This is a genomic window from Polaribacter pacificus, from assembly GCF_038024035.1.
Lineage (GTDB): Bacteria > Bacteroidota > Bacteroidia > Flavobacteriales > Flavobacteriaceae > Polaribacter > Polaribacter pacificus.
In genome coordinates this window covers 2377645-2401165 of record NZ_CP150664.1, presented here as the reverse complement: position 1 = coordinate 2401165, position 23521 = coordinate 2377645, and the positions used below count along the sequence as shown (strand labels likewise).

Genomic DNA, 23521 nt, shown 5'->3' with positions numbered 1-23521 from the left:
ACCATGTATTCAAAAAAAATTATAAATTACCCTCTTCTACTTGCAATTAGTTTCATATTTCTTTTTACAAGCTGTGGAACAAAGACTACAACTAATTTAAACAGTGATATTTCACTTGTTCCTTTCCCTAAAGAACTCCATCTAACTCCTGAGAAAATTTCTGTAAAAAATGGGATTCAAGTAAAAACGACCAATACCGATTTAAAACTGCTTCAAAAAATCATAGACCCTTTTTTTAGCACTAAAAATATTTCAACAAGTACTAGCTCTTTTTCTTTAATTCCATCTATAAACAGCGCTTTAGAAAAAGACACCTACCTCTTAACCATAACAAACTCTCAAATCAATTTAGAAGCAGGAAGCTACACCTCACTAGCCTATGGAACTACGACGCTATTGCAGTTAATCGACGAGAACAACAACCTAAGCACTGGTAGTATAAAAGATTTTCCGAGTTTAGCATATAGAGGGTTGATGCTTGACCTTTCAAGAGCTTGGTATGATGTTAGCACTGTAAAACAAATAATTTCTTTGTGTAGCTGGTACAAAATCAACTACCTACAAATGCATTTAACAGATGATGCCCTATTTACTTTTCAAAGTGATAGCTACCCAAAGTTAGCTTCAAAGAATAGCTACAGCAAAAAAGACTTGCAAGAGCTAAACCAATTTGCTATTGAAAGAGGTGTTGTTTTAGTTCCAGAAATAGATGTCCCTGGACATTCTAGTGGTTTTGTAAGAACCATGCCTGATTTATTTGGATTAAAAAACGTTGCAAGTAATCCGTACACTCTTAATATGGGTAATGAAAAGGTATACCAAGCATTAGATGTTCTTTTTGGAGAAGTGGCAGAAGCTTTCCCTTATTCTCCTTATATGCACATTGGAGGTGATGAAGTCTTTACAGAAGGTTTTGAAAGTGATCCTTTGGTTCAAAATTATTTAAAAGAGCACCAGCTAGACAATGTTGAAGAACTCTATCGTCATTTTTTAGTAAGAGCAACAGACATAGTAAAGAGCAAAGGAAAACAGCCCATTTTATGGTCGGGTTTTGAAAGAGAAGGAAAGGTAAAAATCCCAAATGATGTAATTATAATGAATTGGAAGCCGGCAGACTATTCTCCTCAAGAAATGATTGACGATGGTTACAGTATTATAAATGCATCTTGGCAACCTCTTTATGTTGTAAACAATAGAAAATGGAGTCCTGAAACCATCTACAATTGGAACCCTTTTGAATGGAAAGGCTTTCAGACACCAGCAGAAACTAAAGGATTAATTGCTAAAAAAAGCGATAAAGTTGTTGGAGCCTCTATGGAAGTCTGGGAACAGAGCCAGTACAAAGCATTTAGCTCTCTAATAGATAGGCTACCTGCGATGTCAGAAAAAATATGGAATAGCAGTTCTACCACTTTTGATGTTTATAGCAATCGTGTCAAAAAAACAAAAGCAACTATAGAAAACATGGTTTTCCCTTTTACTCTTGATGAAAAAGGATTAACCTTTGAGAAAAACAAAGAGCCAAACTTTAGTGAAGATATGTGGTTTTCAAATAGATTAACCCTTTCTATTACACCACTCACTAAAGATATCAGTTTGCGTTACACCTTGGATGGCAGCAAACCTAACAATAGCAGTTTGGCATATACCAAACCAATCGAGATTACAAAAAATACACAATTCTCTTTACAGGCATTTAAAAATAACAAACCTTTAGGGCAAACACTTTTAAAGAGCTACACACTTGTTCCTGTTGAATTTAAAATAGATGGATTAGTTAATCAATTAAGCCCTAATAGCTGGGAAAAGCACAAATTTATTGATGCGATGACGGTAACATTAAAGTCTAGCTTAAAGGGAGAGATTAGATATACTACAGACAATACTACTCCAAAAGCAAACAGTAAACTTTATACAAAACCCTTCACCATTAAAAACTCTATCTTTTTAAAAGCACGTTTATTTGATAAAAAAGGAAACCCAATTGGTGGGATGCGAAGTGATGAGTATGAGCGTCTACAGTTAGAAAAGAGCCTTACCACAAACAAACCCGTAACCACCTCAAATAAGTTTGAAGGAGGAGTCCCTGCCTTGATCAACGACGGAAAAATTACTCGTTGGGATCATTGGGGAGCCCATACAAATGGAAACAACTGGGTGGTAATCGACCTAGAAAAAGAGCAAACTGTAAAAGCATTTAAAGTCTACACCTTTTGGGATGGCTACCGCTATTATGAATACACTATAGAAACTTCTGTTGACAATAAAAATTGGAACTTAGTCGTAGACAGAAGTAAAAACAGAGAGAAATCCGTGCCAGAAGGGCAATTAGACTCAATAACACCCGTAAAAGCTAGATATATAAAACTTAGACTGATCAGAAACAGCTCAAACCCTGGGCTTCACTTGGTTGAATTTCAAGCATTTTAGTTTTTTAGCAAGCTAACTATATGTTTTAATATTGGGTTTCTATTATCGGTATTCCAGACTACAGACAAGGTTGTTTTTTGCTTGGCTTTTTTTAATTCTATAAATTTTATTTTAGGATTGTCTTTAGTTGCCAATGATTTTGGAACAATAGAGATTCCAAAATTATTCTCTACCAGTTTATAAATGGATCCCGCATGGATGGTATTGTGTGAAACGATTGGAGAAAAACCACTATCATCAAACAATTGCATTACCTTTTCATAATACGATGAGCTATATTTGGGGTCAAAAAGAATAAATGATTCTTCTTTAAACTGCATTAAACTTTTAAAATTGTCCGCATTAATCTGATGATTTTCTGGCAATACTAAACAAAACGATTCTTTTAAAATAGGCTTTAAAGTTAAGCCTCTAGGTACTCTCTCTAACCTAACAAAACCCAAATCCAAATCATAGGACAACAGGCCTTCAATTTGCTTTTCATTATCCATTTCTCTTAAACTAAAAACAATACTTGGGAAACTTGTTTTAAATTTCATCAATAAATCTGGGATCACTTCCTGCATTGCCGATCCGACATAGCCAAGTTTTAGATCACCATTTTTACCATCGTTTAACAATTTTGCATGGGTTAAAGTATGTTCAATATTTTTTAAATTGATGGTTAACTCCTTTTTTAAATAAGCGCCTGCATTGGTTAAAATAACCTTGCGGTTGTGTCTTTCAAATAGCAAAATCCCAAGATCTTCCTCCATTTGTTTAATCTGCTTACTCAAACCTGGCTGTGAAATAAACAATCGATCGGCAGCCCTTCTAAAATGAAGCTCTTCTGCAACCACTAAAAAATAGCGGATATGCCTAAACTCTATTTGATTACTCATAGTTATCAATTATAAACGATATTAGTCTTAATTAGAATCAAAAATAAGAATAAATTTGTATAGAATCACAAAAAGAAATCAAATGGTATTTAAGTACGGGATAGATCAACTAACAGTTAGCAAGGTAATCGCTATTGCTAAGGGCAACTTAAATGCCGTTTTAACAGAAGCGGCAATCGAAAAAGTTAATAGTTGCAGAGATAAAGTAGAAATCATGGCCAAATCAGACAAAGCTGTCTATGGCATTAACACAGGATTTGGACCTTTATGCGATGTTCAAATTACTCCACAAGAAACGAGCAAATTACAAGAAAACTTATTAATTACCCATGCTGTTGGAGTTGGGAACCCTATCGATAAAGAACTGTCAAAAATTATGATGATATGCAAGGTTCACGCTTTGTGTCAAGGATATTCAGGAATTCGATTAGAAGTAATAGAACGCATTCTTTATTTTATAGAGCACGACTTACTACCGGTAGTTCCTGAGCAGGGTTCTGTTGGTGCATCAGGAGACCTAGCTCCTTTATCACATTTGTTTTTGCCTTTATTAGGTGAGGGTGAATTTTGGATTAATACCAATATTATTTCTGCAAAAGAAATTTTAAAAACACATTCATTAACTCCAATCCAACTCCAAGCAAAAGAAGGACTCGCCTTAATTAACGGAACTCAATTTATTTTGGCTCATACCATTAAAGGGCTTCAAAAAATGGATTATTTATTAGATTTAGCAGATCTAGCTGGAGCAATGAGTTTAGAAGGCTTCCAAGGAAGCGCCTCTCCTTTTAAGGCAGCTTTACATCAGATTCGTCCATTTAAAGGCAACATTATTGTAGCAGAACGTATGCGAATGTTTTTAAAGGATTCTCAAAATGTAGAAAATCACTTAAAATGCGCTCGAGTTCAAGACCCATACTCAATGCGTTGTATCCCACAAGTCCACGGTGCTTCTAGAAATGCTTTCTTCCATTTAAATGAATTGGCAGAAATAGAAATGAACGCCGTAACAGACAATCCAATAATCCTTAGTGAAACAGAAGCTATTTCTGGAGGAAATTTCCACGGACAACCCTTAGCAATGGCCCTGGATTACTGTTCTATCGCCGCATCAGAATTGGGAAATATAGCAGACAGAAGATGTTATTTATTGCTAGAAGGCAAATATGGATTACCGCGTTTGTTAACAGAAGCAGGTGGATTAAATTCTGGCTTTATGATTCCTCAATACACTACTGCTGCTCTAGTAACCGAAAACAAATCTCTATGCTTCCCTCCTTCTGCGGATAGCATTCCTACCTCATTAGGTCAAGAAGACCATGTATCTATGGGAAGTATCTCTGGAAGAAAATTCAATCAGATTCTTGGAAATATCGAAAAAATATTCGCCATTGAATTGATGTATGCAGCACAAGCAATGGAGTTTAGAAGACCTAATACTTTCTCTGCTCTACTAGAAGAAAATTTCACCATCATTAGAGATAGGGTTGCTAAACTAGAAGAAGATCGCGTCTTAAAAGATGACATCAACACACTTATTAAAATGGTAAAAAATCAATCGTTTATTGTAAAATAATTTGACATGACATTTAAAGAGCAAATCATACAAGGTATTCCACAAGACCTACCACCAAAAAGAGCCTATCCAAGCAATGCTAATAGAGCCCCTAAAAGAAAAGATATTTTATCCCTAGAAGAAAAACAACTAGCCATTAGAAATGCCTTGAGGTATTTTCCAAAAGATTGGCATCAAGAATTGGCTACAGAATTCGCTCAAGAACTACAAGACTATGGTAGAATCTACATGTATCGCTTTAAGCCCTCATACACTATTTACGCAAGAGCCATAGAGGAATACCCTGCCAAATCAAGTCAGGCGGCAGCTATTATGTTAATGATTCAAAACAACTTAGACCCTGCTGTTGCACAACACCCAGAAGAGTTGATTACTTACGGAGGTAATGGTGCAGTATTTCAGAACTGGGCACAATACCTTTTGGTCATGCAATACTTATCTAAAATGACAGAAGAGCAAACCTTGCATTTGTACTCAGGGCACCCGATGGGCTTGTTTCCGTCATCTAAAAATGCCCCACGAGTGGTCGTAACCAACGGACTAATGATTCCCAACTATTCAAAACCGGACGATTGGGAAAAATACAATGCCCTTGGCGTTACACAGTATGGGCAAATGACTGCTGGCTCGTTTATGTATATAGGCCCTCAAGGAATTGTTCATGGAACTACCATTACTGTGATGAATGCCTTTAGAAAGATCTTAGCAAAAGGGGAAACCCCAACGGGTAAAATATTTTTAACCGCTGGATTGGGTGGAATGAGTGGAGCTCAACCCAAAGCTGGAAACATTGCTGGATGCATTACCATTGCAGCAGAAGTAAACGCAAAAGCGGCTACTAAAAGACATGAACAAGGCTGGGTAGATGTCCTCATAGACAATATGGATGCTTTAATAATTAGAGTAAAACAAGCACAAGAAAACAAGGAAGTCGTTTCTATAGCTTATATAGGTAATGTTGTAGAAATTTGGGAACGTTTTGATGAAGAAAACATTTTTATCCATGTAGGATCAGATCAAACCTCTTTGCACATCCCTTGGACTGGAGGCTACTACCCTATTGGAATTTCTTATGATGAAGCAAATCGACTAATCAGAGAAGAGCCTAAACTATTTAAAGAAAAAGTACAGGAAACTTTAAGAAGACATGCTACTGCAATTAACAAACACACTCAAAAAGGCACTTACTTTTTTGATTATGGAAACGCCTTTTTATTAGAAGCCTCAAGAGCAGGAGCTAATGTAATGGCTAAAAATGGCATTGATTTTAAATATTCATCATATGTTCAAGATATATTAGGACCTATGTGCTTTGACTATGGTTTTGGACCCTTTAGATGGGTTTGCGCTTCTGGGAATCCAAAGGATCTTGACGCAACAGATCAAATTGCAATGGAGGTTTTACAAAAAATTATGGAAAACTCTCCAGAAGAAATACAATTGCAAATGCAAGACAATATTACTTGGATTAAGGATGCAAAGAAAAACAAAATGGTGGTTGGATCACAAGCACGTATCTTATATGCTGATGCAGAAGGTCGATCAAAAATTGCCACTGCTTTTAATCAGGCCATTGCAGCAGGAAAAATTGGTCCTGTTGTATTGGGTAGAGACCACCACGATGTAAGCGGAACAGACTCACCCTATAGAGAGACCTCTAATATTTACGATGGAAGCAAGTTTACTGCAGACATGGCCGTGCACAATGTTATAGGCGATAGTTTTAGAGGTGCTACTTGGGTATCTATACACAATGGTGGCGGCGTTGGCTGGGGAGAAGTAATGAACGGTGGATTTGGAATGCTGTTAGACGGAACCAATGCTGCAGAAGAACGCCTAAAAAGCATGATTCTTTATGATGTAAACAACGGAATTGCTAGAAGAAGTTGGGCCAGAAACAAAGAAGCTATCTTTGCTATAAAACGAGAAATGGAAAGAACACCTAGTTTAAATGTTACCATACCCAACTTAGTGGATGACTCAATTTTAAAAGACTTATTTTAATGGATACACTTTTTATCAATATCAAAGAACTACTTCAAGTAAGAACTGCACCAATAGAATTTGTTTCAGGGAAAGAAATGAGCGAGCTTCCCAGCATTAAAAATGCCTATTTAACAGTTAGAGATGGCATAATTACGGGATTCGGAAGCATGAGTAACTGTCCAAAAACAGATGGTTTTAAGCTGATAGATGCAACAGGCAAACTAGTCTTACCTGCCTGGTGTGACTCACACACACATCTTGTGTATGCAGGAAATCGCGAAGGAGAATTTGTGGATAGAATCAAAGGTTTGAGCTATGAAGAAATCGCCAATAATGGTGGCGGAATCTTAAATTCAGCCAAAAAACTGCAAGTTACCTCTGAAGAAGAATTGTACCAACAAAGTAAGGTTCGCCTAGAAGAAGTTATGCAATTAGGGACTGGGGCTATTGAAATTAAATCTGGGTACGGCTTGACAGAAGATGCAGAGATTAAGATGCTCAATGTAATCAAGCGATTAAAAGAAAATTACCCTATAGAAATTAAGGCTACTTTTTTAGGAGCTCATGCGGTTCCATCAGCATATAAAAATGACAAAGCGGGATATTTGCAATTGGTCATCAACAGTATTTTGCCAAAAATTGCAGCGCAGAGCTTAGCTAGCTATATCGATGTTTTCTGCGAAACTGGTTATTTTTCTGTCGCAGATACAGAATTGATTTTAGCCGCAGGAAAAAAGCATGGTCTAATTCCTAAGATTCATGTAAATCAATTTACTGCAATTGGTGGAGTTCAGACAGGTGTTAAATACAATGCCTTATCTGTAGATCATCTAGAACTCATGAGAGAAGAAGATATTGAGGTTTTAAAAAACACACGTACAATGCCCGTTGCATTGCCTAGTTGTTCTTATTTTTTGAGCATTCCATATACCCCCGCAAGAAAAATGATCGAAGCTGGATTGCCCTTGGCTTTAGCTACAGATTACAACCCTGGATCAACACCTTCTGGGAATATGAATTTTGTGGTAGCCACAGCTTGTATTAAAATGAAAATGACTCCAGAAGAAGCCATTAATGCTGCTACGATTAATGGAGCCTATGCAATGGGACTAAGTGACAAAACAGGCTCAATTACCATCGGAAAACAAGCCAATCTTATTCTTACAAAACAAATAAACTCGTTTGGTTGTATTCCTTATTCTTTTGGCAATCATCAGATAGACACAGTATATATTAAAGGCATGCCTGTTGACAAATAAACACCTATAATGAAAAAAACTTTTTTTGACGAAACTCCAATAAGGTACTTACCTGCTCAATCAGACTACTGGACAGGTAGAGCTTCGAATCCAGATTTAGAAAATCAATATTGGCATCAAGAAATTACCCTCTGTGATATCGATCAAATAAATTCTAATCAAGCGATTGACATTGGACTGCTGGGCTATGCCTGTGATGAAGGTGTTCGAAGAAATTTAGGTAGAGTTGGTGCTTCTGATGGCCCAAAACTATTGAGAGATCGACTGGCTAAATTACCCATACATTTTGAAGAAAAGACTGTGGCAGATTTTGGAGACTTATGTTGTGTAAAAAATGATATGGAAAGTTGTCAATTAGCTTTAAAGAACAGTGTGCGTCATTTGATTTCTAAAAATGTTTTTCCAATAATTATTGGGGGCGGTCATGATATGGCTTTCGGTCATTTTATGGGCCTGCGAGAAGCAGTAAAAAACACAGACAAAAGCAACATTGGAATTCTAAATTTTGATGCGCATTTTGATTTGAGAAATGTTGATGAAAAACCCAACTCAGGAACACCCTTTAACCAAATAATCAATAAATTAGCTAAAACAGGCGAAACTTTAGATTATTTTGCCATAGGAATCCAAAGACAATCAAATACCAAAGAGCTTTTTGACATTGCAAAAAATGCAGAAGTGGGTTATGCTATTAATTACGAATGTGAATCTTCATCCGAAGAGTTAAAATCACTTCAACAAAAGCTAAAACCTTTTATAGATAGAAATGACCATATCTATATTACTATTGATATGGATGGATTTTCATCTGCCTACGCTCCTGGGGTAAGTGCTCCCTCTCCCTTGGGATTTACTCCGTATTTTGTTTTTAAAATGCTACACTTTCTCTTTGACACAAAAAAAGTAATTTCTTGCGACATAGCAGAATTAAATCCAAAATTAGACAGAGATAATCTCACCGCTAATTTGGCTGCAAAACTGGTAGATTTTATCGTAATGAAACTCAACAAAAAAGACACTTTTTAATTAAAAAGTGTCTTTTATAGAAATATAAAATTATCGCATCAACCTAAATCATATGAAGCGTATTGATTTCTTGTTCTGTAAGTGGTCTATAACGACCTCTTGGTAAATTTTTCTTAGTGAGTCCAGCAAAAATCACTCGATCTAACTTTACCACTTTGTATCCAAAGTGTTCAAATATTTTACGTACAATTCTATTACGTCCAGAGTGAATTTTAATTCCAACTTCTGTTTTAGACTCTCCTACTACATAATCAACCTCATCAATAAAAACTTTTCTACCTTCAATGATTACCTCATCTCTTAGTCTTTGCAGGTGTTTTAGCTCTAGCTTTTTATCCAAAGAAGCATGATATAACTTCTGTACATTGTGCTTTGGATGAGTTAATTTTTTAGCCAAATCTCCATCATTAGTAAACAAAAGCAACCCTGTTGTATTTCTATCCAATCTTCCAACTGGGTAAATACGTTCTTTTGTTGCATTTTCAATCAAGTCCATTACGGTCTTACGATTGCGATCATCATCCATCGTTGTGATATAGTTCTTTGGTTTGTTTAATAAAATGTATCTCTTAACCTCTGGAGAAATAGAAGTACCATCAAAGCGAACCTCATCTCCGGGTTTAACTTTGAAACCCATTTCTGTAATTACCTTACCATTAACGGTTACATTTCCAGAAGCAATATAAGTATCTGCTTCTCTACGTGAAGAAACTCCTGAATTTGAAATGTATTTATTTAATCGAATCCCGTCAGCTGGATCAGCTACAGGTGTTTCTTTAGCTTTTTTAAAATCTCTTTTTTTTCCTTGGAAGCCTTTATTGCCTCCTGTTTGTCGTCCTCTCGACGAGTTGTTTGTTGCACTCATGACACTATTAAATTATTTTTTTTTGCAAAGATATAGCTAAAAAGTTGATTTAATTCAATTTGTCTATGACTCTTTCTACGATCAAAGATGGATCAACAAGCAATAAACTCAAAATGCCTACTAAAAGCATGATTTTTAAAATATTATGCAGCAATACATAATACTTTCTAAGATTGTGTTTCCACAGCATAAAAGCAATAAAAAACAATACAAAAATAGAGAATACAAAATAGTATTTCATATACCCAATCGATGGATAAAAAAATAGAATGACTGCGGGTATACAAGTAAAGAAGACTATAAAAATACCCAATTTTCTTGAGTTTCTTTCTCCATACTTTACTGGGAAAGTAATATAATTGGTAGCTACAGCTCCACGGATATTGCCAAGATCTTTAATGAGCTGTCTTAATAAGACCACAAAAAACAAAAAGCTAGCGTGTACGAAGATGATTTTTGAAAAATTTCTAAAATGAACAAAAATGGCAAAAAACGGAAGGACAGTTAAAACTGCAGCAGTAACCAAACCTATAAATGCCTGCTTTTTTAGTCGGTGTGAATAAAACCAGATTGAAAAGATATACACTGCAAAAAATAAGGCTGCTCTCCAAGAAACAATAAAACCAAAAACAAAACCTAAAAAATTTAAGAAAAAATAAATCCGCAACTTGGTTTGCTGTTTTACAACATTGTCTAGATTAGCCTTTATGGGTCTGTTAATCCGATCTGCTTTAACATCGTAAAAATTATTTATTATATACCCAGAAGCAACTACGCAAACAGAAGCAAGTACAATAAAGAATAGTTGGTAATCAAAGAATACATAACTCAAAGATTTTTTCGGAGAAAAAATAAAGATTGCCGCCAGATATTGTGCTAACACTAAGACCATAATATTATAGCCTCTGATAACAGAAAATAAACTAAGAATTTTATAAGAAAGTGAAAATGATTTAGGCGTTTGCATGTCTTAGCATTGAATTTGCTAGAATCTATACACCAATTCTAATTTATAATCCTTTAATGTTGCTTTTGCCTTATCAAAATCTTCTGTAAAGCCTAAGATATATCCACCTCCACCAGAACCACACAATTTTAAATAATAATCATTACTTAAAAGTCCTTGCTCCCAAACTTTATGAAAAGCAACCGGAATCATTGGTTTAAAGTTGGTTAAAACTACTTTGGATAATTTTTTGATATTCCCAAATAAAGAAGTTACGTTTCCATGAAGAAAATCATCAATACAAGCATCTGTATGCAATACAAATTCTTCATTAAGCATTTTTCTAAACCCTTCGTTTTTCATCTTGTTCATAAAGATGTTTACCATCGGTTCAGTTTCTCCAACAATTTGAGAATCTAATAAGAACACAGCCCCTTTTCCTTCTTTTTGTGATGGAATTCCTGCAGGTTCAATATGAGTTTTAGAATTGATAAGTATTGGAAGACTTAAATAACTATTTAAAGGATCCAAACCAGAACTTTTGCCGTGAAAAAAGGACTCCATTAAAGAAAAAACCTCTTTAAGTTGTAAAAGCTTATCTCTTGTTAGATTTTCTAAAACTGTGATTTTATTTTTGGCATATTGATCATAGATTGATGCCACTAGAGCACCAGAACTACCAACTCCATACCCTTGCGGTATTGAAGAGTCAAAATACATTCCTTGTTCAATATCTAATTTTAAGCGATCTAAATCAAACTGAACCAAATCTGTTTCTAAGGCAGAAAGGTACATGTAAAACTTTAGTAAATTTTGATTGGATTGTTGCGCTTTTTCTGAAAGTGTTTTAGAAGACTTAAGCGCTCCTCTATATGCATTAAAAGGAATTGCTAAGCCTTTGGAATCTTTGATGATTCCATACTCTCCGAACAATAAAATTTTAGCGTAAAATAAAGGTCCTTTCATAGTTTATTCTTAATACATTACAAATGTACTATTTATTATTTAAATAACTCATTATGAAAACATCAAGTTATTTGTACACATTCTTATAATAGGTTTTCCAGATGCCAATTTTCTCACCCTTTTCATACTTCCCTTTTTCTTTAATCTTACCGTTTCTGTAATAGGTTTTCCAGTTGCCTTCTTTAAGGTTTTTTAAATACTCTCCTCGCTCATGCAACTCACCTGTTTCAAAGTATGATGAATACCTACCTTCTCTAAAACCTTCAGAATAGTAAGTTTCTGATTTTAGAGTACCTGACAGAAAATAAGTTTTTAAAACTCCATCAATTTTCCCATTTTTAAAAGTAATCTGTTGAGATGGCTTTCCATTTTCAAAATAGTATTTTACCAATCCATCAAAACTAGGATCAGCAGCAGTTGCCGTTAGGCTAAAGCCTTCTTTTTGAATCTTTCCGTTTAGGTAGTAATCTACAATCCAGTATCCGCTTTTTTTTACCTGCGGTGTAGGTCTGTAATAGCTTGCTTTGTCTTGACTAACAACTTTCCAGTTGGCATCAAACCAAGTTTTTTTGTTTTGTGAATTAGCAGTGTTAGCTACAAAAAACATTCCTATAAAAAATAGCAACGCAGATGATTTCATTAAGGTGTGTTTACAATTATATTTTTTTTGCTCCATGACCTGTATAATCACAAATATACTGATTTTTTTGGCAGTAAACAGACAGCTCTTCTTTGATGAATTTCACAACCGTTTCTGCTTCTTCTTTTGGGTACAAAAGATGAACATTGGCTCCAGCATCTAAGGTAAAACACAATGAACTAGCTGTAGCCGCTCTATAAGCCCATACCCGATTAATGATCTCTAGGGTATTGGGTTTCATCAAAATAAAATAAGGCGAACTGGTTAGCATCATTGCATGCAAGGTTAAAGCCTCGCTCTCTACCAAATGAATAAAAGCAGTAAGATCTCCGCTTTTTAAAATTTGACTCATCTTTTCTAGATTCTCATTAGCCTGAACAAATCGCTGAGTTGCAAAGGGATGTTGATGCATCAAATCATGCCCAACTGTACTAGATACTTGTTTTTCTCCTTTATCAACTAACAGAATGGTGTCTTGATATTCTTCAAAAACAGGGTGTACAGCATACGGAAAACGAACTCCATACAAATTAGAACTTCCTTCAATTGCAGGATGCTCTCCCCAAACAACTATAGGCCCTTCTATACTTCTACTTGCGCTTCCAGAACCTAAACGTGCTAAAAATGACGCCTTTTTATGAATCTGCTCTTCTGTTAAATTAGGATTTAATTCTTTTTCTAAGCTCATTAAGCACATTGCAATCGCTGCCATACCACTTGCTGATGAGGCGATCCCGCTACTATGCGGAAAAGAATTATCAGAATGAATGGTCAATTGATATGCTTGTAAATACGGGCAATAGATTAAAATTCTCTCAAAGAATTTGGCAATTTTAGGTTTAAAATCCTCTTTTTTCTTGCCTTCAAAAAAAAGTTCAAACTGAACCTCATCGGTCGTTGATTTCTTTACAAAATCAATCTTTGTATTGGTATGGCAAGCGTTTAAAGTAAAACTAATTGAAGCATTTTTAGGGATTTGCGGATCCGTTTTCCCCCAATATTTAACCAAGGCTATGTTGCTAGGGGTTTGCCAACTATGACTGGTTTTCTCAATAGAAAACGCTAGGGTATCTGGAATAAATTGTGCTGTGCTCAAACTAATTACGAATTTGAGGTAAAGGTACTATTTTCGATTAATTTTTCTCTAGTTTTTCTAAAATTGCTGCTTTATAGCTTCTACTTATCGGTAGTGCCTTGTTTTGAATTTCTACAAACTCGTTTGTATAGGAGTCAATTTTTTTTAGCGAAACAATATACGATCTATGAATTCTTAAAAAAAGCGGCTCTGGCAACTTTTCATTAATATTTGTGATGGTTTCACGTGTAATAATCGTTGATTGCTCAGTGATAATTTTCAAATAATCACTGAGGCTCTCTATATATAAAATTTCTGACAAATTAATTTTTACCATTTTCCGATCAGATCGAACAAAAAAGAACTCCAACTTCTCAGGAACTGTTGGTTGTTGAATCTGTGCCTGCTTGGCTTGTGAAAAGGTATTTACAGCCTCTAAAAAACGATCAAATGCAATGGGCTTAAGAAGGTAATCCACAGCTTTTAAATTAAATCCTTCTACTGCGTATTCTCTATATGCCGTTGTAAAAATTATTTTAGACCTATGACCAACCAGCTTAGCTAGTGACAAGCCTGTAATCTCTGGCATATTGATATCTAAAAAGAACAAATCGATGTCTTCTTGTTGCGAAACCTCGATAGCTTCAAGAGCATTCTTACAGCTTTTTACCAAATGCAAATTTGGAACTCTCTCTATGTATGACTTTAAAATATCTCTTGCCATGGGTTCATCATCAACCACCGCACAAGTAATCTTAGGAGACCTCATTCTTTTTCTTTGTTAAGTTTATACGCAAAGTTACTGTATAAAAATTTTCATCATTCTCAATAAGCAATTCAAAGGCTTGAGGATACAGCAACTCTAAGCGTTTTTTAATATTTTGCAAGCCAATTCCGAACGTTGTATTTTCTTTAGGGCTAGAACTGTTGACCAATTTAAAATACAATTGATCACCACTAGTTTCTAATAACAAATCTACTAACATCACCCCGTCTTTAATTGCCCCATGTTTAAAACTATTTTCTAGAAAAGGAATCAATAACATAGGTGCTATTTGAATAGAATCATTGTCATTTGAAAAATTAGCGACAACCCTTAAGGTATCATGAAAGCGCATTTTTTCGAGTGCAATATAATTTTTTAAATGGGCTATTTCATCAGTTAAGGCAACACTTGGCTTGTCTGTTTGATATAAAATATAATCCAAAAGGTTGGATAATTTTAAAATCATTTCGGGCGCCTCATCGCGTTTCATCAAAGCAAATCCATAAATGGTATTTAGTGAATTAAACAAGAAATGAGGATGAATCTGCATTTTTAAAAATCGCAGTTCCTGATCTCTTAATTGCAATTGATTTTGCAAGATCTTGTTTGTTAAATCTTCATTTTTAAGGGTAGATTTATAATTGTACATCGCCAAACTCAACACCGCTACAACAGACACCACAAAATAGACCCCCAACACAACTAAAGGCAAAGTTTTTGTAATTGGTGAACTTGTCTCTACATCTAGACTTGACGTAAAAACAAGTCCAAAAAAAATGGATACCAAAATGGCGTAAAAAGAAAATACAAATGCATAAATAGCATATAGCACAAACAATTTGTACTTCTTTTTTAATAAATAATCTGGAAGCAATTGATAAGCCACAAAATAACTCAAAATCATAGTTACCGGCATTAGGTATAAAGAAAATACCTGTACATACCTAATATTATCACTTCCAAAACCTAAAAAGTAATTGTAAAAGAAATATATAAAAACCCAAAACAGCACATGGATTATTACAGTCAAAATTGTTTTTAAAAAAAATCTTCCCTCCAACATAGCTACAATATTACTATTTTTAATGTTTTCAGTTCAATTTTTAAGACCAAATACAGTATTCATAACCTTTTCGACTGATTTAGCCTTTGTATTGATGTACTGCTTACAATTGTCAAAAGCAGCGTTAAATTGGTAGACTGTCGAAAACACAACTTAAAACAATGTTTAAGTTTATACTTTGGCTGTCTATTCATTTAAAAATAAAAACTATGTTAACTACTATTACTATTCTAAACATTAAATCAGTATTGTTTTTCGGAATCGGGCAGCGCCTAGAAGAAGGCGGCTCTTTTTTTATGTATCCAATATTAATATTTCTACTGATCCTTATTGGATTGACTATAAAAGGTTTGTTAGATAAAGATGAGCAGCAACAAAACAAGACCAGCAAACTTTTAAAATCAATTAGCTTGTTTGCTTTATTTTGGGGGTTTCTTGGTTTTATGATCGGTATGATTGGCGCATTTGACTCTATTGAATCTTTTAATGGGGATATTGCTCCAGCTGTTTTAGCTGCTGGTTTAAAAATAGGACTGCTTTCTCCTCTTTTTGGAATTATCACTTTTTTAGTAGGTCGATTGGGAATTATCGTATTGATTCTAAAAAACAAATAAATTTTTTCACAAAAAAACATCTAAAAATGAAAAAGCCTTCATTGTATTAGGATTATTATGCTCATTTTTAAGCGCTGCTCAAACCAAGAACCTTGTAGGTTTAGACGCATTTTTTAATAAGCTAGAAACAGAAAACAAAGCCATGGGTACCGTCTCAATTTTTGAAAACGGAAAAGAAACCTATCAAAAATCCATTGGTTTTATGAATGTTCAATCAAAAAAAAGAGCCAATGCTGCTACAAAATTCAGGATTGGATCAATTTCAAAAACCTTTACGGCAGCCGTCATTTTACAACTGATGGATGAAGGAAAGCTACAGCTTAGCACTTTGTTAGAGGAATACTTGCCAGAAATTCCAAATGCACATAAAATTACAGTTGAAGATTTATTAAGACATCAAAGTGGCTTGGTTAATATTACCAATAATGAAGATATACGTACCTGGATTACAAAGCCGCAAACTCGTAAGCAAATGCTAGATCGTTTTGTAAAAAATGGTACTGAATTTGAACCCAAAGAAAAATCATCCTATTCTAACACAAACTTTATTCTACTTTCCTATATCGCAGAAGACATTGATCAAAAACCATTTGCAAACATTATTGATTCCAGAATTGTTAAACCACTACAGTTAAAAAGAACGGAGTTTGGCAAGCCTATAAAGCCGACTAAAAATGAGGCCTTGGCGTATTATTTTGAAAACAACCAATGGAATTTTATAGACATGCAAACAAACATGTCTGCACCTATGGGAGCTGGCGCAATTGTTTCGACAGCTACTGAAGTAAACATTTTTTACACCAATTTATTTTTAGGACAACTAAGCTCAGCCGCTTCATTAAAAAAGCTAATGACCATAGAGAAAGGAAAAGGCCTTGGTATTATGCAGTTTGAGTTTAAAGGCATTAATGTATATGGTCATGATGGAGGAATTGATGGCTTTCAATCTTTTGCCTTGTACATTCCAGAAAAAAAAGTAACACTAGCTTTTACTTTTAATGGATTGAACGCCCAACTAATGCCAACTGTAATTTCTTTACTAGAAACCTATTTTAAAGGAGACCCTTCAATGACAATAGCCTCTATTTCTTTAAAACCAGAAGAATTGGATGTTTATTTGGGTACCTATGGAGGAGAAACTTTCCCTGCTAAAGTTACGTTTACAAAAGAAGACGGTTTTCTTTTTGCACAAGCCACAGGTCAGCCACTCTTTAAATTAGTTGCTTCAAAAAAGGACAGTTTTATTTATGATTCTATGGGTGTTAAATTTGATTTTAATCAAAAAAACAAAACTGTTGATGTTACTTTTGGAGGAAAGAAACACCTGCTTAATAAAATAGAATAATACACAAATTCTTCAACTTTTAAATAAGTAAGTTCTAACTTACTGGACCAGTGCTGAGCATCACCAAAAAAAATAAAATGCGCTTAAAGAAAAACTATTTTAGTTTTTCTTTAAGCGTATAAAATATCTACTTTATTCATTTGAAAAAAGTATTTTTGTTTTATGGATAGAAAACTAAAACTCATTTGGGATTTTAAAGGTGAAGAAGGTCTTGAAACTGCCAAACACCACTGTGTACACCTCAAAGAATTTGCCATTGCAGAGAATTTGCCCTACCATGAAATTAACAGTGTATCAATACACGAGTTTCACAGTATTGCGTTTGTAACGGTGGATGAATCGGTGATGAAAGCCTATAGAGATGCGTTAAAACCACACCGTGGTGAACTAGCTTAACAAAACCAGTTGTATGAAAAAATATCTATTGCTCATTTTCTTAGCCATTAGTTGCTTGGGACAAAGTATTTCCCAAACAAAAAAATCTCTTGACCCAATTTTTATCGTTAATAAAAAAATTGTATCGAAAGATAAAATAAGCGAGTACATTAAAAAGGGCCAAATAAAAGGTATGAAAAACAGTGTTTCTGATGAAGAATATGCTGAATTAAAAAAAGCTTTAGGATCAAAATTAGGCGAAAAAGAATTTATTGCCATCATTGAAATTTACACGCCAGCTGAACTTAAGAAGCAGAAAAAAAATCCAAAGATACAGGAAGTAAAGAAAGAGTTAGCGGAGACTGATGAGTTTTATTTACATATTAATGACAAGGCTGCAGACTTTAAGGCGACCATGATTGATGGCCAAAGCATTCAATTAGCTGATTTAAAAGGAAAAGTTGTAATGCTTAATTTTTGGGCAACTTGGTGTGGCCCTTGCTTAAGAGAATTTTACGAAATTCCAGAAAAAATTCTTTCAAAATTCAAAGGACAAGAGTTTGTCTTTATTCCTGTAGCGGTAAACGAAGGAAGAAAAATTGTTCAAAAGAAAATGACCTACCTAAAGGAAAAGGGAATCGATTTTAACGCCGGATATGACCCTAAAGGTCACATCTGGAACATGTATGCGACTGGAGCAATTCCAAAAAACTTTATTATAGATCAGGATGGAATCATTCAATATATCTCTAGAGGAAATAATGAAAATAATGTTCGTAACTTAGCCATCGAAATAGAGAAACTACTTCAGAAAAAACCCTAAAAATCTAGTCTATGTTTTTAATCAACGCTTTAGCAAAACCAACAAAATCATCCGATCAATACGACGAAGTAATTGGAGCTTACGTAAGTTTATATATCGATTATAAAGATATCGATGGAGCCTACAAATTGGCAAAACATTATATCAAACAAGAAGGTTGGAAAGTCACAGAATTAGAAGAAGAGTACTATACTCTAGACAGTGCAAACGATGTTGATGAAGATCAAGTTGAACTCTATGAAGAGGCTTTAGAATATGGATATTCTATTATTTTTAACTGTTTCGAAGAAGAATAAACACAGTTAGCATTTAGCTACTATTTGTTTTAAAACTAAAGATATAAAGTCATGAAAAACGGAAGCTTTTTACTTTTTTTACTTTTGTTAATCCCTTTAAGTTCTTCAGCTCAAGAGAACAGTTCTTTTTCTCAAGAAGAAGTTATCTATGGCAGAAAACACGGAATGGCATTAACCATGATTGTTTTAAAACCAGAAAAAACTAATGGAAAAGGGATTATTAGTGTGTTGAGTGGTAATTGGTTCTCTAGCAACACTTTTGTCCCCGATGGGATTAATAGCGCTAAGCCTTTTTTAGAGAGTGGCTACACTGTTTTTCTAACCATGCACAGCTCTAACCCTAGGTTTGACATTGCAGAAGGTGCTCTTGACATTAAAAAAGCAGTTCAATACATACGTTTTAATGCTAAAAAGTTTACAATAGATCCTGATAATATTGGTATTACAGGAAGTTCTTCTGGTGGTAATTTATCCTTGATCGTTGGTACTGCTGATGATCTTAAAAATGAAAAATCCAAAGACCCACTTAGTAGAGTTTCTTCTAAAGTACAAGCCGTTGCAGTTTTTTACCCACCTACCGACTTTTTAAATTGGGGTCAGCCGAACGCCTATATGAACTATCTACAATATGCACCTTCATTGGCTAAAAGCTATGTTTTAGGGGCCTTAAAATTTAACACCTACAACAGAACAAGCACCATCTTTGAACCGATAAAAGACTCTATCGCACTTAGAAAAATATCAATGACTGTTTCTCCTGCACAGTTAGTTACTTTGGATGATGCACCGGTTTATATTATCCATGGAGACAAAGACAAAACGGTTCCATTACAACAATCTCAACACATCCAGAAAAAATATGATGAGATTGGGATTCCTTTAGTTCTTAACATAAAAGCTGGAGCAGATCACGGTTGGAAAAACATGAATGCAGACAGAAATGAATTTGTAAAGTGGTTTGATAAATATTTAAAGGCTAAATAACTATTTTTGAGCAATCGCATTGGCAACAATATACCCACCGGTCCAAGCATTCTGAAAATTAAACCCTCCTGTTACTGCATCAATATTGAGCATTTCACCAATAAAAAACAAGTTTGGATGTACTCTACTTTCAAAGCGCTTAAAGTTAATCTCCTTTAAATCAACACCACCAGCGGTCACAAATTCTTCTTTAAAAGTGCTCTTCCCGTTGGCGTTAAAAATTCCTTTTGTTAGTTGATTGGCTAATTTATCGATATGACTATTGCTTAAATCTGCCCATTTAAGTTCTTCTGAGATATCTGCAGCAGCAACAAATCGCTCCCACAATCTTCTCGGAATTTCTGTAAATGGAGATTTGAGAAATACTTGTTTTTTAGGTTGCTTCTTTTTTAAATTAAGCAATACGTTTACGATCTTATCGGTAGGCCTAGAAAGCCAATTAACAGACACATTGTATTGATAGTTTTTTGCTGCTAAAATACGTGCTCCAAAAGCAGATAATTTTAACACCGCTGGACCACTCATTCCCCAATGGGTAATTAATAAAGGTCCTGATGACTCTAGATTTGTTCCAACTATATTCATTGTAGCATTGGGAACAGAGATCCCCAGTAAATCAATGATGCGCTTGTCTTTGATATTAAATGTAAACAAGGATGGGACTGGATCAATAATACTATGACCTAAATCACTTGCCAAGCCCCAAGCCTTAGGACTGCTCCCAGCGGCAATCACTAATTGATCTGCAGTAAATTTTTGGTTTTTAGTTTGTACACTCCATTGATCATTCTCCTTTGCTATAGCAGTAACTCCGTGATTTTTTAAGACTTTGATCCCTAAAGTAGCTACAGCATTTTCAAAACAATCTATAATTGCTTGTGAGGTATTTGCCTCAGGAAACACGCGATTGTCTTCTTCTATTTTTAAAGGAACCCCATGATTATCAAACCACTCAAAAGTATCTCCTGTCATAAAGGTATGAAAAGGGCCTAGCAATTCTTTTTCTCCACGAGGATAAAACTTTACCAATTCTTTTGGCTCAAAACAGGCATGAGTAACATTGCAGCGACCTCCTCCAGAAATTTTTACTTTCTGCAAAACTTCATTTCCTTTTTCAAGAATAGTAATGTCTAAATCTGGATTTTGCTCTTTGGCATTAATAGCCGTAAAAAAGCCTGCTGCTCCTCCACCAATGATGATTATTTTATTCATATACTTTATTTAGTAATCAGTTCGAACGATTTTTTATTAAACCGATCGGAGTCGAAATAAATTTATTATTTATGACAACTATTTATAGAATCATTTCTGAATACGGAAGGATGGTATTATAGCCTCTCTGATTAAAATACTTTGGTGTATCTTCATTCCCAGTAACCAAAACAAAATCACCTCCCCAAGCACCAAGACTCTTAACAGCACCAAAATAATCTGAAAAAAGTTCGTTTTTTACAGGGTTCAATTTAATGATAGAAGAAATAATAGCTTCATGCTCATTAAGTATCCCTTCGAGATCTTTTGCCGATTCTGCCTTGATAAACTCTTGTGAAAGTGTTGAGATATCTAAAATTTCTTGCTTTATATTTTGATTGTTTTTTCTGTAATGTGCAATCCCATCTCTGCTGTTTTGCTTTTTATTTAGATAGACAAAAAACAACTCTTCTTTGTAAGTTGGGTTAAATTCAACGGGGTTAACAAGAGCTTTTTTATTTTCTAATTGATATAAAATGGGCACATCATTTTGAGCACAAGCGATATCATAACCACTTCCAGAAAAAGCGTTCCACAATAATGAATAAGCGTCAACTTTTGCCCAACTTGCAATATTGTTTATTAAGGTTGATGAGCTTCCTAAGCCCCAATTTTGAGGGAATGATAAATTGGTTTTCACTACAAAACCTGAGGTGGTTTGCAAAAAATCAGTGTTTAACTTTCTAGCCTCATTTAAAATAGTCTGAAGGGTTTCTGCAATAAACTCTGCACTGCCCTCAGTAGCAGAACTAAAGCTTGCATTTTTTAGGCGAAGCTTTGGCAGATCAAATGTAGCCTCAAACCAACACTCGCCTGTACTTGTAAAGCTTTGCCAAACCAACTGTGGTTCTTTAATTGACTCCAGAATTAAATCCTGTCCAAATTGAGCAGGCACAGCCAACGATGTAGCGCCATCTAGCACAACATACTCTCCTGTAAGTAGTAATTTTCCGTTGCTGTAATATCTATTCATTCTTTTATTATTCAAAAAGCAATAAATCCTGTTTTGATTTACACTCCTATTTTAAACCCTGATTTATGTTTAGGAACTATCGTCGCTGTTAATTTCTTAAATCATTAAAACGATCTACAACTGCACTATGCGTTACCGTTTTATCTTTAAAGTAGGCTAACATTTCTTCTTTTTCATCGGCAGTAGCCCCCAATTGATTTAGAATATTCATCAAATGCATTTTCATATGCCCTTGCTGTATTCCACTGGTAGTCAAGGCATTTAAAGCTGCATAATTCTGAGCCAAACCAGCAGTTGCAATTATTTGCATTAACTCTTTGGCAGATGGTTTTTGCAGCATGTCTAAAGACAACTTAGCCATAGGATGTAATGAGGTAAGACCTCCAACGGTTCCTAATGCTAAAGGAATTTCTATCCAAAACTTAAACTGATCATCGCTTATTTGGCAATGTGTAAGACTGCTATAACTTCCACTTTTAGTAGCATAGGCATGAGCTCCTGCCTCAATGGCTCTAAAGTCATTCCCTGTCGCTAATACAACAGCATCAATCCCGTTCATGATTCCTTTATTATGAGTTACTGCTCTGTAAGGTTCTATTTCTGCAATCTGTACTGCCTGTTTAAATTTCTCTGCAAACTCTCTTGGGTTCTCTCCGCCCAAGTCCTTGATAGGACAGCTTACTTCTGCACGCACTAAACAATTAGGTACATAGTTAGAAAGTATACTCATTACAATTTCAATATCTGGAGTTCTAAATGCCTTGGCAATGGTCTCCAAACAAGAGTTGATAAAATTAGCACCCATAGAATCGACAGTCTCAAACGTAACGTGCAATTGATAGTAATGCTCTAATTTGTCAGTCTTATCGACTAAAACCAAATCCAAAATACCACCACCTCGCTTTTCCATATTCTTGGTAATAGAAGCTGTGGCAGCTAATAAATGCTCTTTTTGCTGATTAAAATAGGCATGCAAATCTTCCTTTTTGCCTTTGTAGATAAAATGCACCTGCCCAATTTTTGTAGTAGAAAGCACCGTAGCTTTAAAGCCTCCTCGAGTACTCCAAAATTTAGCAACCTTAGATGCTGCTGCTACAACTGAACTTTCCTCTACCACCATGGGTATTGCATAATCTCTTCCGTTAATCACAAAGTTAGGAGCAACCCCATAAGGCAAATAAAAATTTGAAATGGTGTTTTCAATAAAATCGTCATGCAAAGCCTGAAGCTCTTTATCTGCATTCCAGTACTGTTGAAGTGTGTTGGTTATTTCTGGTTGATTTGCAAAATAATTTTTTGACAACCAATCTATTTTTTCTTGCTTGCTTAGTTTAGAAAATCCTGAAATAATTTTAGACATTGATTCTTTTTTATAGGTATG

At 34.8% G+C, this 23521-nt stretch carries 22 protein-coding genes; 11 read left to right on the top strand and 11 right to left on the bottom strand.

Annotated features, from left to right (window positions below):
• The first annotated feature begins 3 nt into the window (after positions 1–3).
• Positions 4–2430, top strand: coding sequence for a family 20 glycosylhydrolase (locus tag WHC90_RS10915; protein WP_188598496.1), 2427 nt, complete (start codon positions 4–6; stop codon positions 2428–2430).
• Here WHC90_RS10915 and WHC90_RS10910 read toward each other — a convergent pair.
• Positions 2427–3311: a LysR family transcriptional regulator gene (locus tag WHC90_RS10910; RefSeq protein ID WP_188598495.1), complete on the bottom strand. Its 885-nt coding sequence runs from the start codon at positions 3309–3311 to the stop codon at positions 2427–2429. The genes WHC90_RS10915 and WHC90_RS10910 overlap by 4 nt on opposite strands.
• An 82-nt stretch (positions 3312–3393) precedes the next feature.
• Here WHC90_RS10910 and hutH point away from each other — a divergent pair, with 82 nt between their 5' ends.
• Genes hutH through hutG form a run of 4 tightly spaced genes read left to right on the top strand, consistent with a single transcriptional unit; the run spans position 3394 to position 9158 of the window.
• Complete coding sequence (gene hutH, locus WHC90_RS10905; RefSeq protein ID WP_188598494.1) at positions 3394–4887, top strand: histidine ammonia-lyase; 1494 nt, start codon at positions 3394–3396, stop codon at positions 4885–4887.
• 6 nt (positions 4888–4893) lie between these two features.
• Positions 4894–6891, top strand: a complete 1998-nt coding sequence (locus WHC90_RS10900; protein WP_188598493.1) for a urocanate hydratase — start codon at positions 4894–4896, stop codon at positions 6889–6891.
• Positions 6891–8132, top strand: coding sequence for an imidazolonepropionase (hutI, locus tag WHC90_RS10895; protein ID WP_188598492.1), 1242 nt, complete (start codon positions 6891–6893; stop codon positions 8130–8132). The genes WHC90_RS10900 and hutI overlap by 1 nt, the downstream gene beginning before the upstream one ends.
• Positions 8133–8141: 9 nt before the next feature.
• Positions 8142–9158 (top strand): formimidoylglutamase, encoded by a 1017-nt coding sequence (gene hutG, locus WHC90_RS10890; protein ID WP_188598491.1) that lies wholly within the window; start codon positions 8142–8144, stop codon positions 9156–9158.
• A 43-nt stretch (positions 9159–9201) separates the two neighbouring features.
• On the opposite strand, the gene WHC90_RS10885 is transcribed toward hutG, so the two are convergent.
• The 7 genes from WHC90_RS10885 to WHC90_RS10855 form a co-directional block, all read right to left on the bottom strand.
• Complete coding sequence (locus WHC90_RS10885; protein ID WP_188598490.1) at positions 9202–10023, bottom strand: pseudouridine synthase; 822 nt, start codon at positions 10021–10023, stop codon at positions 9202–9204.
• A 49-nt stretch (positions 10024–10072) separates the two neighbouring features.
• The gene (locus WHC90_RS10880) at positions 10073–10990 is read right to left on the bottom strand and encodes a geranylgeranylglycerol-phosphate geranylgeranyltransferase (protein WP_188598489.1); all 918 of its coding nucleotides are present in this window, start codon (positions 10988–10990) and stop codon (positions 10073–10075) included.
• An 18-nt stretch (positions 10991–11008) separates the two neighbouring features.
• Complete coding sequence (locus WHC90_RS10875; protein WP_188598488.1) at positions 11009–11935, bottom strand: mevalonate kinase family protein; 927 nt, start codon at positions 11933–11935, stop codon at positions 11009–11011.
• Between the two features lie 67 nt (positions 11936–12002).
• Positions 12003–12575, bottom strand: coding sequence for a toxin-antitoxin system YwqK family antitoxin (locus WHC90_RS10870; RefSeq protein ID WP_188598487.1), 573 nt, complete (start codon positions 12573–12575; stop codon positions 12003–12005).
• 16 nt (positions 12576–12591) lie between these two features.
• Positions 12592–13671, bottom strand: a complete 1080-nt coding sequence (locus WHC90_RS10865; RefSeq protein WP_188598486.1) for a diphosphomevalonate/mevalonate 3,5-bisphosphate decarboxylase family protein — start codon at positions 13669–13671, stop codon at positions 12592–12594.
• 37 nt (positions 13672–13708) lie between these two features.
• Positions 13709–14419, bottom strand: coding sequence for a LytR/AlgR family response regulator transcription factor (locus tag WHC90_RS10860; protein ID WP_188598485.1), 711 nt, complete (start codon positions 14417–14419; stop codon positions 13709–13711).
• Complete coding sequence (locus WHC90_RS10855) at positions 14406–15446, bottom strand: sensor histidine kinase (protein WP_229664911.1); 1041 nt, start codon at positions 15444–15446, stop codon at positions 14406–14408. Before WHC90_RS10855 ends, WHC90_RS10860 begins: the two co-directional genes overlap by 14 nt.
• A 242-nt stretch (positions 15447–15688) precedes the next feature.
• On the opposite strand from WHC90_RS10855, the gene WHC90_RS10850 reads away from it, so the two are divergent.
• The 6 genes from WHC90_RS10850 (at position 15689) to WHC90_RS10825 (ending at position 19916) form a co-directional block, all read left to right on the top strand.
• Complete coding sequence (locus tag WHC90_RS10850) at positions 15689–16093, top strand: MotA/TolQ/ExbB proton channel family protein (protein WP_188598483.1); 405 nt, start codon at positions 15689–15691, stop codon at positions 16091–16093.
• Between the two features lie 142 nt (positions 16094–16235).
• A complete protein-coding gene (locus tag WHC90_RS10845) occupies positions 16236–17438 on the top strand; it encodes a serine hydrolase domain-containing protein (protein WP_188598482.1) in 1203 nt (400 codons plus the stop codon).
• A gap of 162 nt (positions 17439–17600) precedes the next feature.
• Positions 17601–17834 carry a hypothetical protein gene (locus tag WHC90_RS10840; protein WP_188598481.1) on the top strand — a complete coding sequence of 78 codons (234 nt, stop codon included), beginning with the start codon at positions 17601–17603 and terminating at the stop codon, positions 17832–17834.
• 13 nt (positions 17835–17847) lie between these two features.
• Complete coding sequence (locus WHC90_RS10835; RefSeq protein ID WP_188598480.1) at positions 17848–18636, top strand: TlpA disulfide reductase family protein; 789 nt, start codon at positions 17848–17850, stop codon at positions 18634–18636.
• Between the two features lie 11 nt (positions 18637–18647).
• Positions 18648–18932 carry a hypothetical protein gene (locus WHC90_RS10830; RefSeq protein WP_188598479.1) on the top strand — a complete coding sequence of 95 codons (285 nt, stop codon included), beginning with the start codon at positions 18648–18650 and terminating at the stop codon, positions 18930–18932.
• A 51-nt stretch (positions 18933–18983) separates the two neighbouring features.
• Positions 18984–19916 carry an alpha/beta hydrolase gene (locus WHC90_RS10825; protein ID WP_188598478.1) on the top strand — a complete coding sequence of 311 codons (933 nt, stop codon included), beginning with the start codon at positions 18984–18986 and terminating at the stop codon, positions 19914–19916.
• On the opposite strand, the gene WHC90_RS10820 is transcribed toward WHC90_RS10825, so the two are convergent.
• From WHC90_RS10820 to WHC90_RS10810, 3 genes are all read right to left on the bottom strand, one after another.
• The gene (locus tag WHC90_RS10820) at positions 19917–21128 is read right to left on the bottom strand and encodes an NAD(P)/FAD-dependent oxidoreductase (RefSeq protein ID WP_188598477.1); all 1212 of its coding nucleotides are present in this window, start codon (positions 21126–21128) and stop codon (positions 19917–19919) included. It lies immediately after the preceding gene.
• Positions 21129–21210: 82 nt separating this feature from the next.
• Positions 21211–22140 carry a GYDIA family GHMP kinase gene (locus tag WHC90_RS10815; RefSeq protein ID WP_188598476.1) on the bottom strand — a complete coding sequence of 310 codons (930 nt, stop codon included), beginning with the start codon at positions 22138–22140 and terminating at the stop codon, positions 21211–21213.
• A gap of 88 nt (positions 22141–22228) precedes the next feature.
• Entirely contained in the window at positions 22229–23500 is a 1272-nt protein-coding gene (locus WHC90_RS10810; RefSeq protein WP_188598475.1) for a hydroxymethylglutaryl-CoA reductase, degradative, read from the bottom strand.
• Positions 23501–23521 lie beyond the last annotated feature (21 nt).

Excerpts from the sequence above, each read along its gene's own strand:
- WHC90_RS10915 (WP_188598496.1), top strand. The coding sequence starts at position 4 with ATGTATTCAAAAAAAATTATAAATTACCCTCTTCTACTTGCAATTAGT.
- WHC90_RS10910 (WP_188598495.1), bottom strand. The coding sequence starts at position 3,311 with ATGAGTAATCAAATAGAGTTTAGGCATATCCGCTATTTTTTAGTGGTT.
- hutH (WP_188598494.1), top strand. The coding sequence starts at position 3,394 with ATGGTATTTAAGTACGGGATAGATCAACTAACAGTTAGCAAGGTAATC.
- WHC90_RS10900 (WP_188598493.1), top strand. The coding sequence starts at position 4,894 with ATGACATTTAAAGAGCAAATCATACAAGGTATTCCACAAGACCTACCA.
- hutI (WP_188598492.1), top strand. The coding sequence starts at position 6,891 with ATGGATACACTTTTTATCAATATCAAAGAACTACTTCAAGTAAGAACT.
- hutG (WP_188598491.1), top strand. The coding sequence starts at position 8,142 with ATGAAAAAAACTTTTTTTGACGAAACTCCAATAAGGTACTTACCTGCT.
- WHC90_RS10885 (WP_188598490.1), bottom strand. The coding sequence starts at position 10,023 with ATGAGTGCAACAAACAACTCGTCGAGAGGACGACAAACAGGAGGCAAT.
- WHC90_RS10880 (WP_188598489.1), bottom strand. The coding sequence starts at position 10,990 with ATGCAAACGCCTAAATCATTTTCACTTTCTTATAAAATTCTTAGTTTA.
- WHC90_RS10875 (WP_188598488.1), bottom strand. The coding sequence starts at position 11,935 with ATGAAAGGACCTTTATTTTACGCTAAAATTTTATTGTTCGGAGAGTAT.
- WHC90_RS10870 (WP_188598487.1), bottom strand. The coding sequence starts at position 12,575 with ATGAAATCATCTGCGTTGCTATTTTTTATAGGAATGTTTTTTGTAGCT.
- WHC90_RS10860 (WP_188598485.1), bottom strand. The coding sequence starts at position 14,419 with ATGAGGTCTCCTAAGATTACTTGTGCGGTGGTTGATGATGAACCCATG.
- WHC90_RS10850 (WP_188598483.1), top strand. The coding sequence starts at position 15,689 with ATGTTAACTACTATTACTATTCTAAACATTAAATCAGTATTGTTTTTC.
- WHC90_RS10845 (WP_188598482.1), top strand. The coding sequence starts at position 16,236 with ATGGGTACCGTCTCAATTTTTGAAAACGGAAAAGAAACCTATCAAAAA.
- WHC90_RS10840 (WP_188598481.1), top strand. The coding sequence starts at position 17,601 with ATGGATAGAAAACTAAAACTCATTTGGGATTTTAAAGGTGAAGAAGGT.
- WHC90_RS10835 (WP_188598480.1), top strand. The coding sequence starts at position 17,848 with ATGAAAAAATATCTATTGCTCATTTTCTTAGCCATTAGTTGCTTGGGA.
- WHC90_RS10830 (WP_188598479.1), top strand. The coding sequence starts at position 18,648 with ATGTTTTTAATCAACGCTTTAGCAAAACCAACAAAATCATCCGATCAA.
- WHC90_RS10825 (WP_188598478.1), top strand. The coding sequence starts at position 18,984 with ATGAAAAACGGAAGCTTTTTACTTTTTTTACTTTTGTTAATCCCTTTA.
- WHC90_RS10820 (WP_188598477.1), bottom strand. The coding sequence starts at position 21,128 with ATGAATAAAATAATCATCATTGGTGGAGGAGCAGCAGGCTTTTTTACG.
- WHC90_RS10815 (WP_188598476.1), bottom strand. The coding sequence starts at position 22,140 with ATGAATAGATATTACAGCAACGGAAAATTACTACTTACAGGAGAGTAT.
- WHC90_RS10810 (WP_188598475.1), bottom strand. The coding sequence starts at position 23,500 with ATGTCTAAAATTATTTCAGGATTTTCTAAACTAAGCAAGCAAGAAAAA.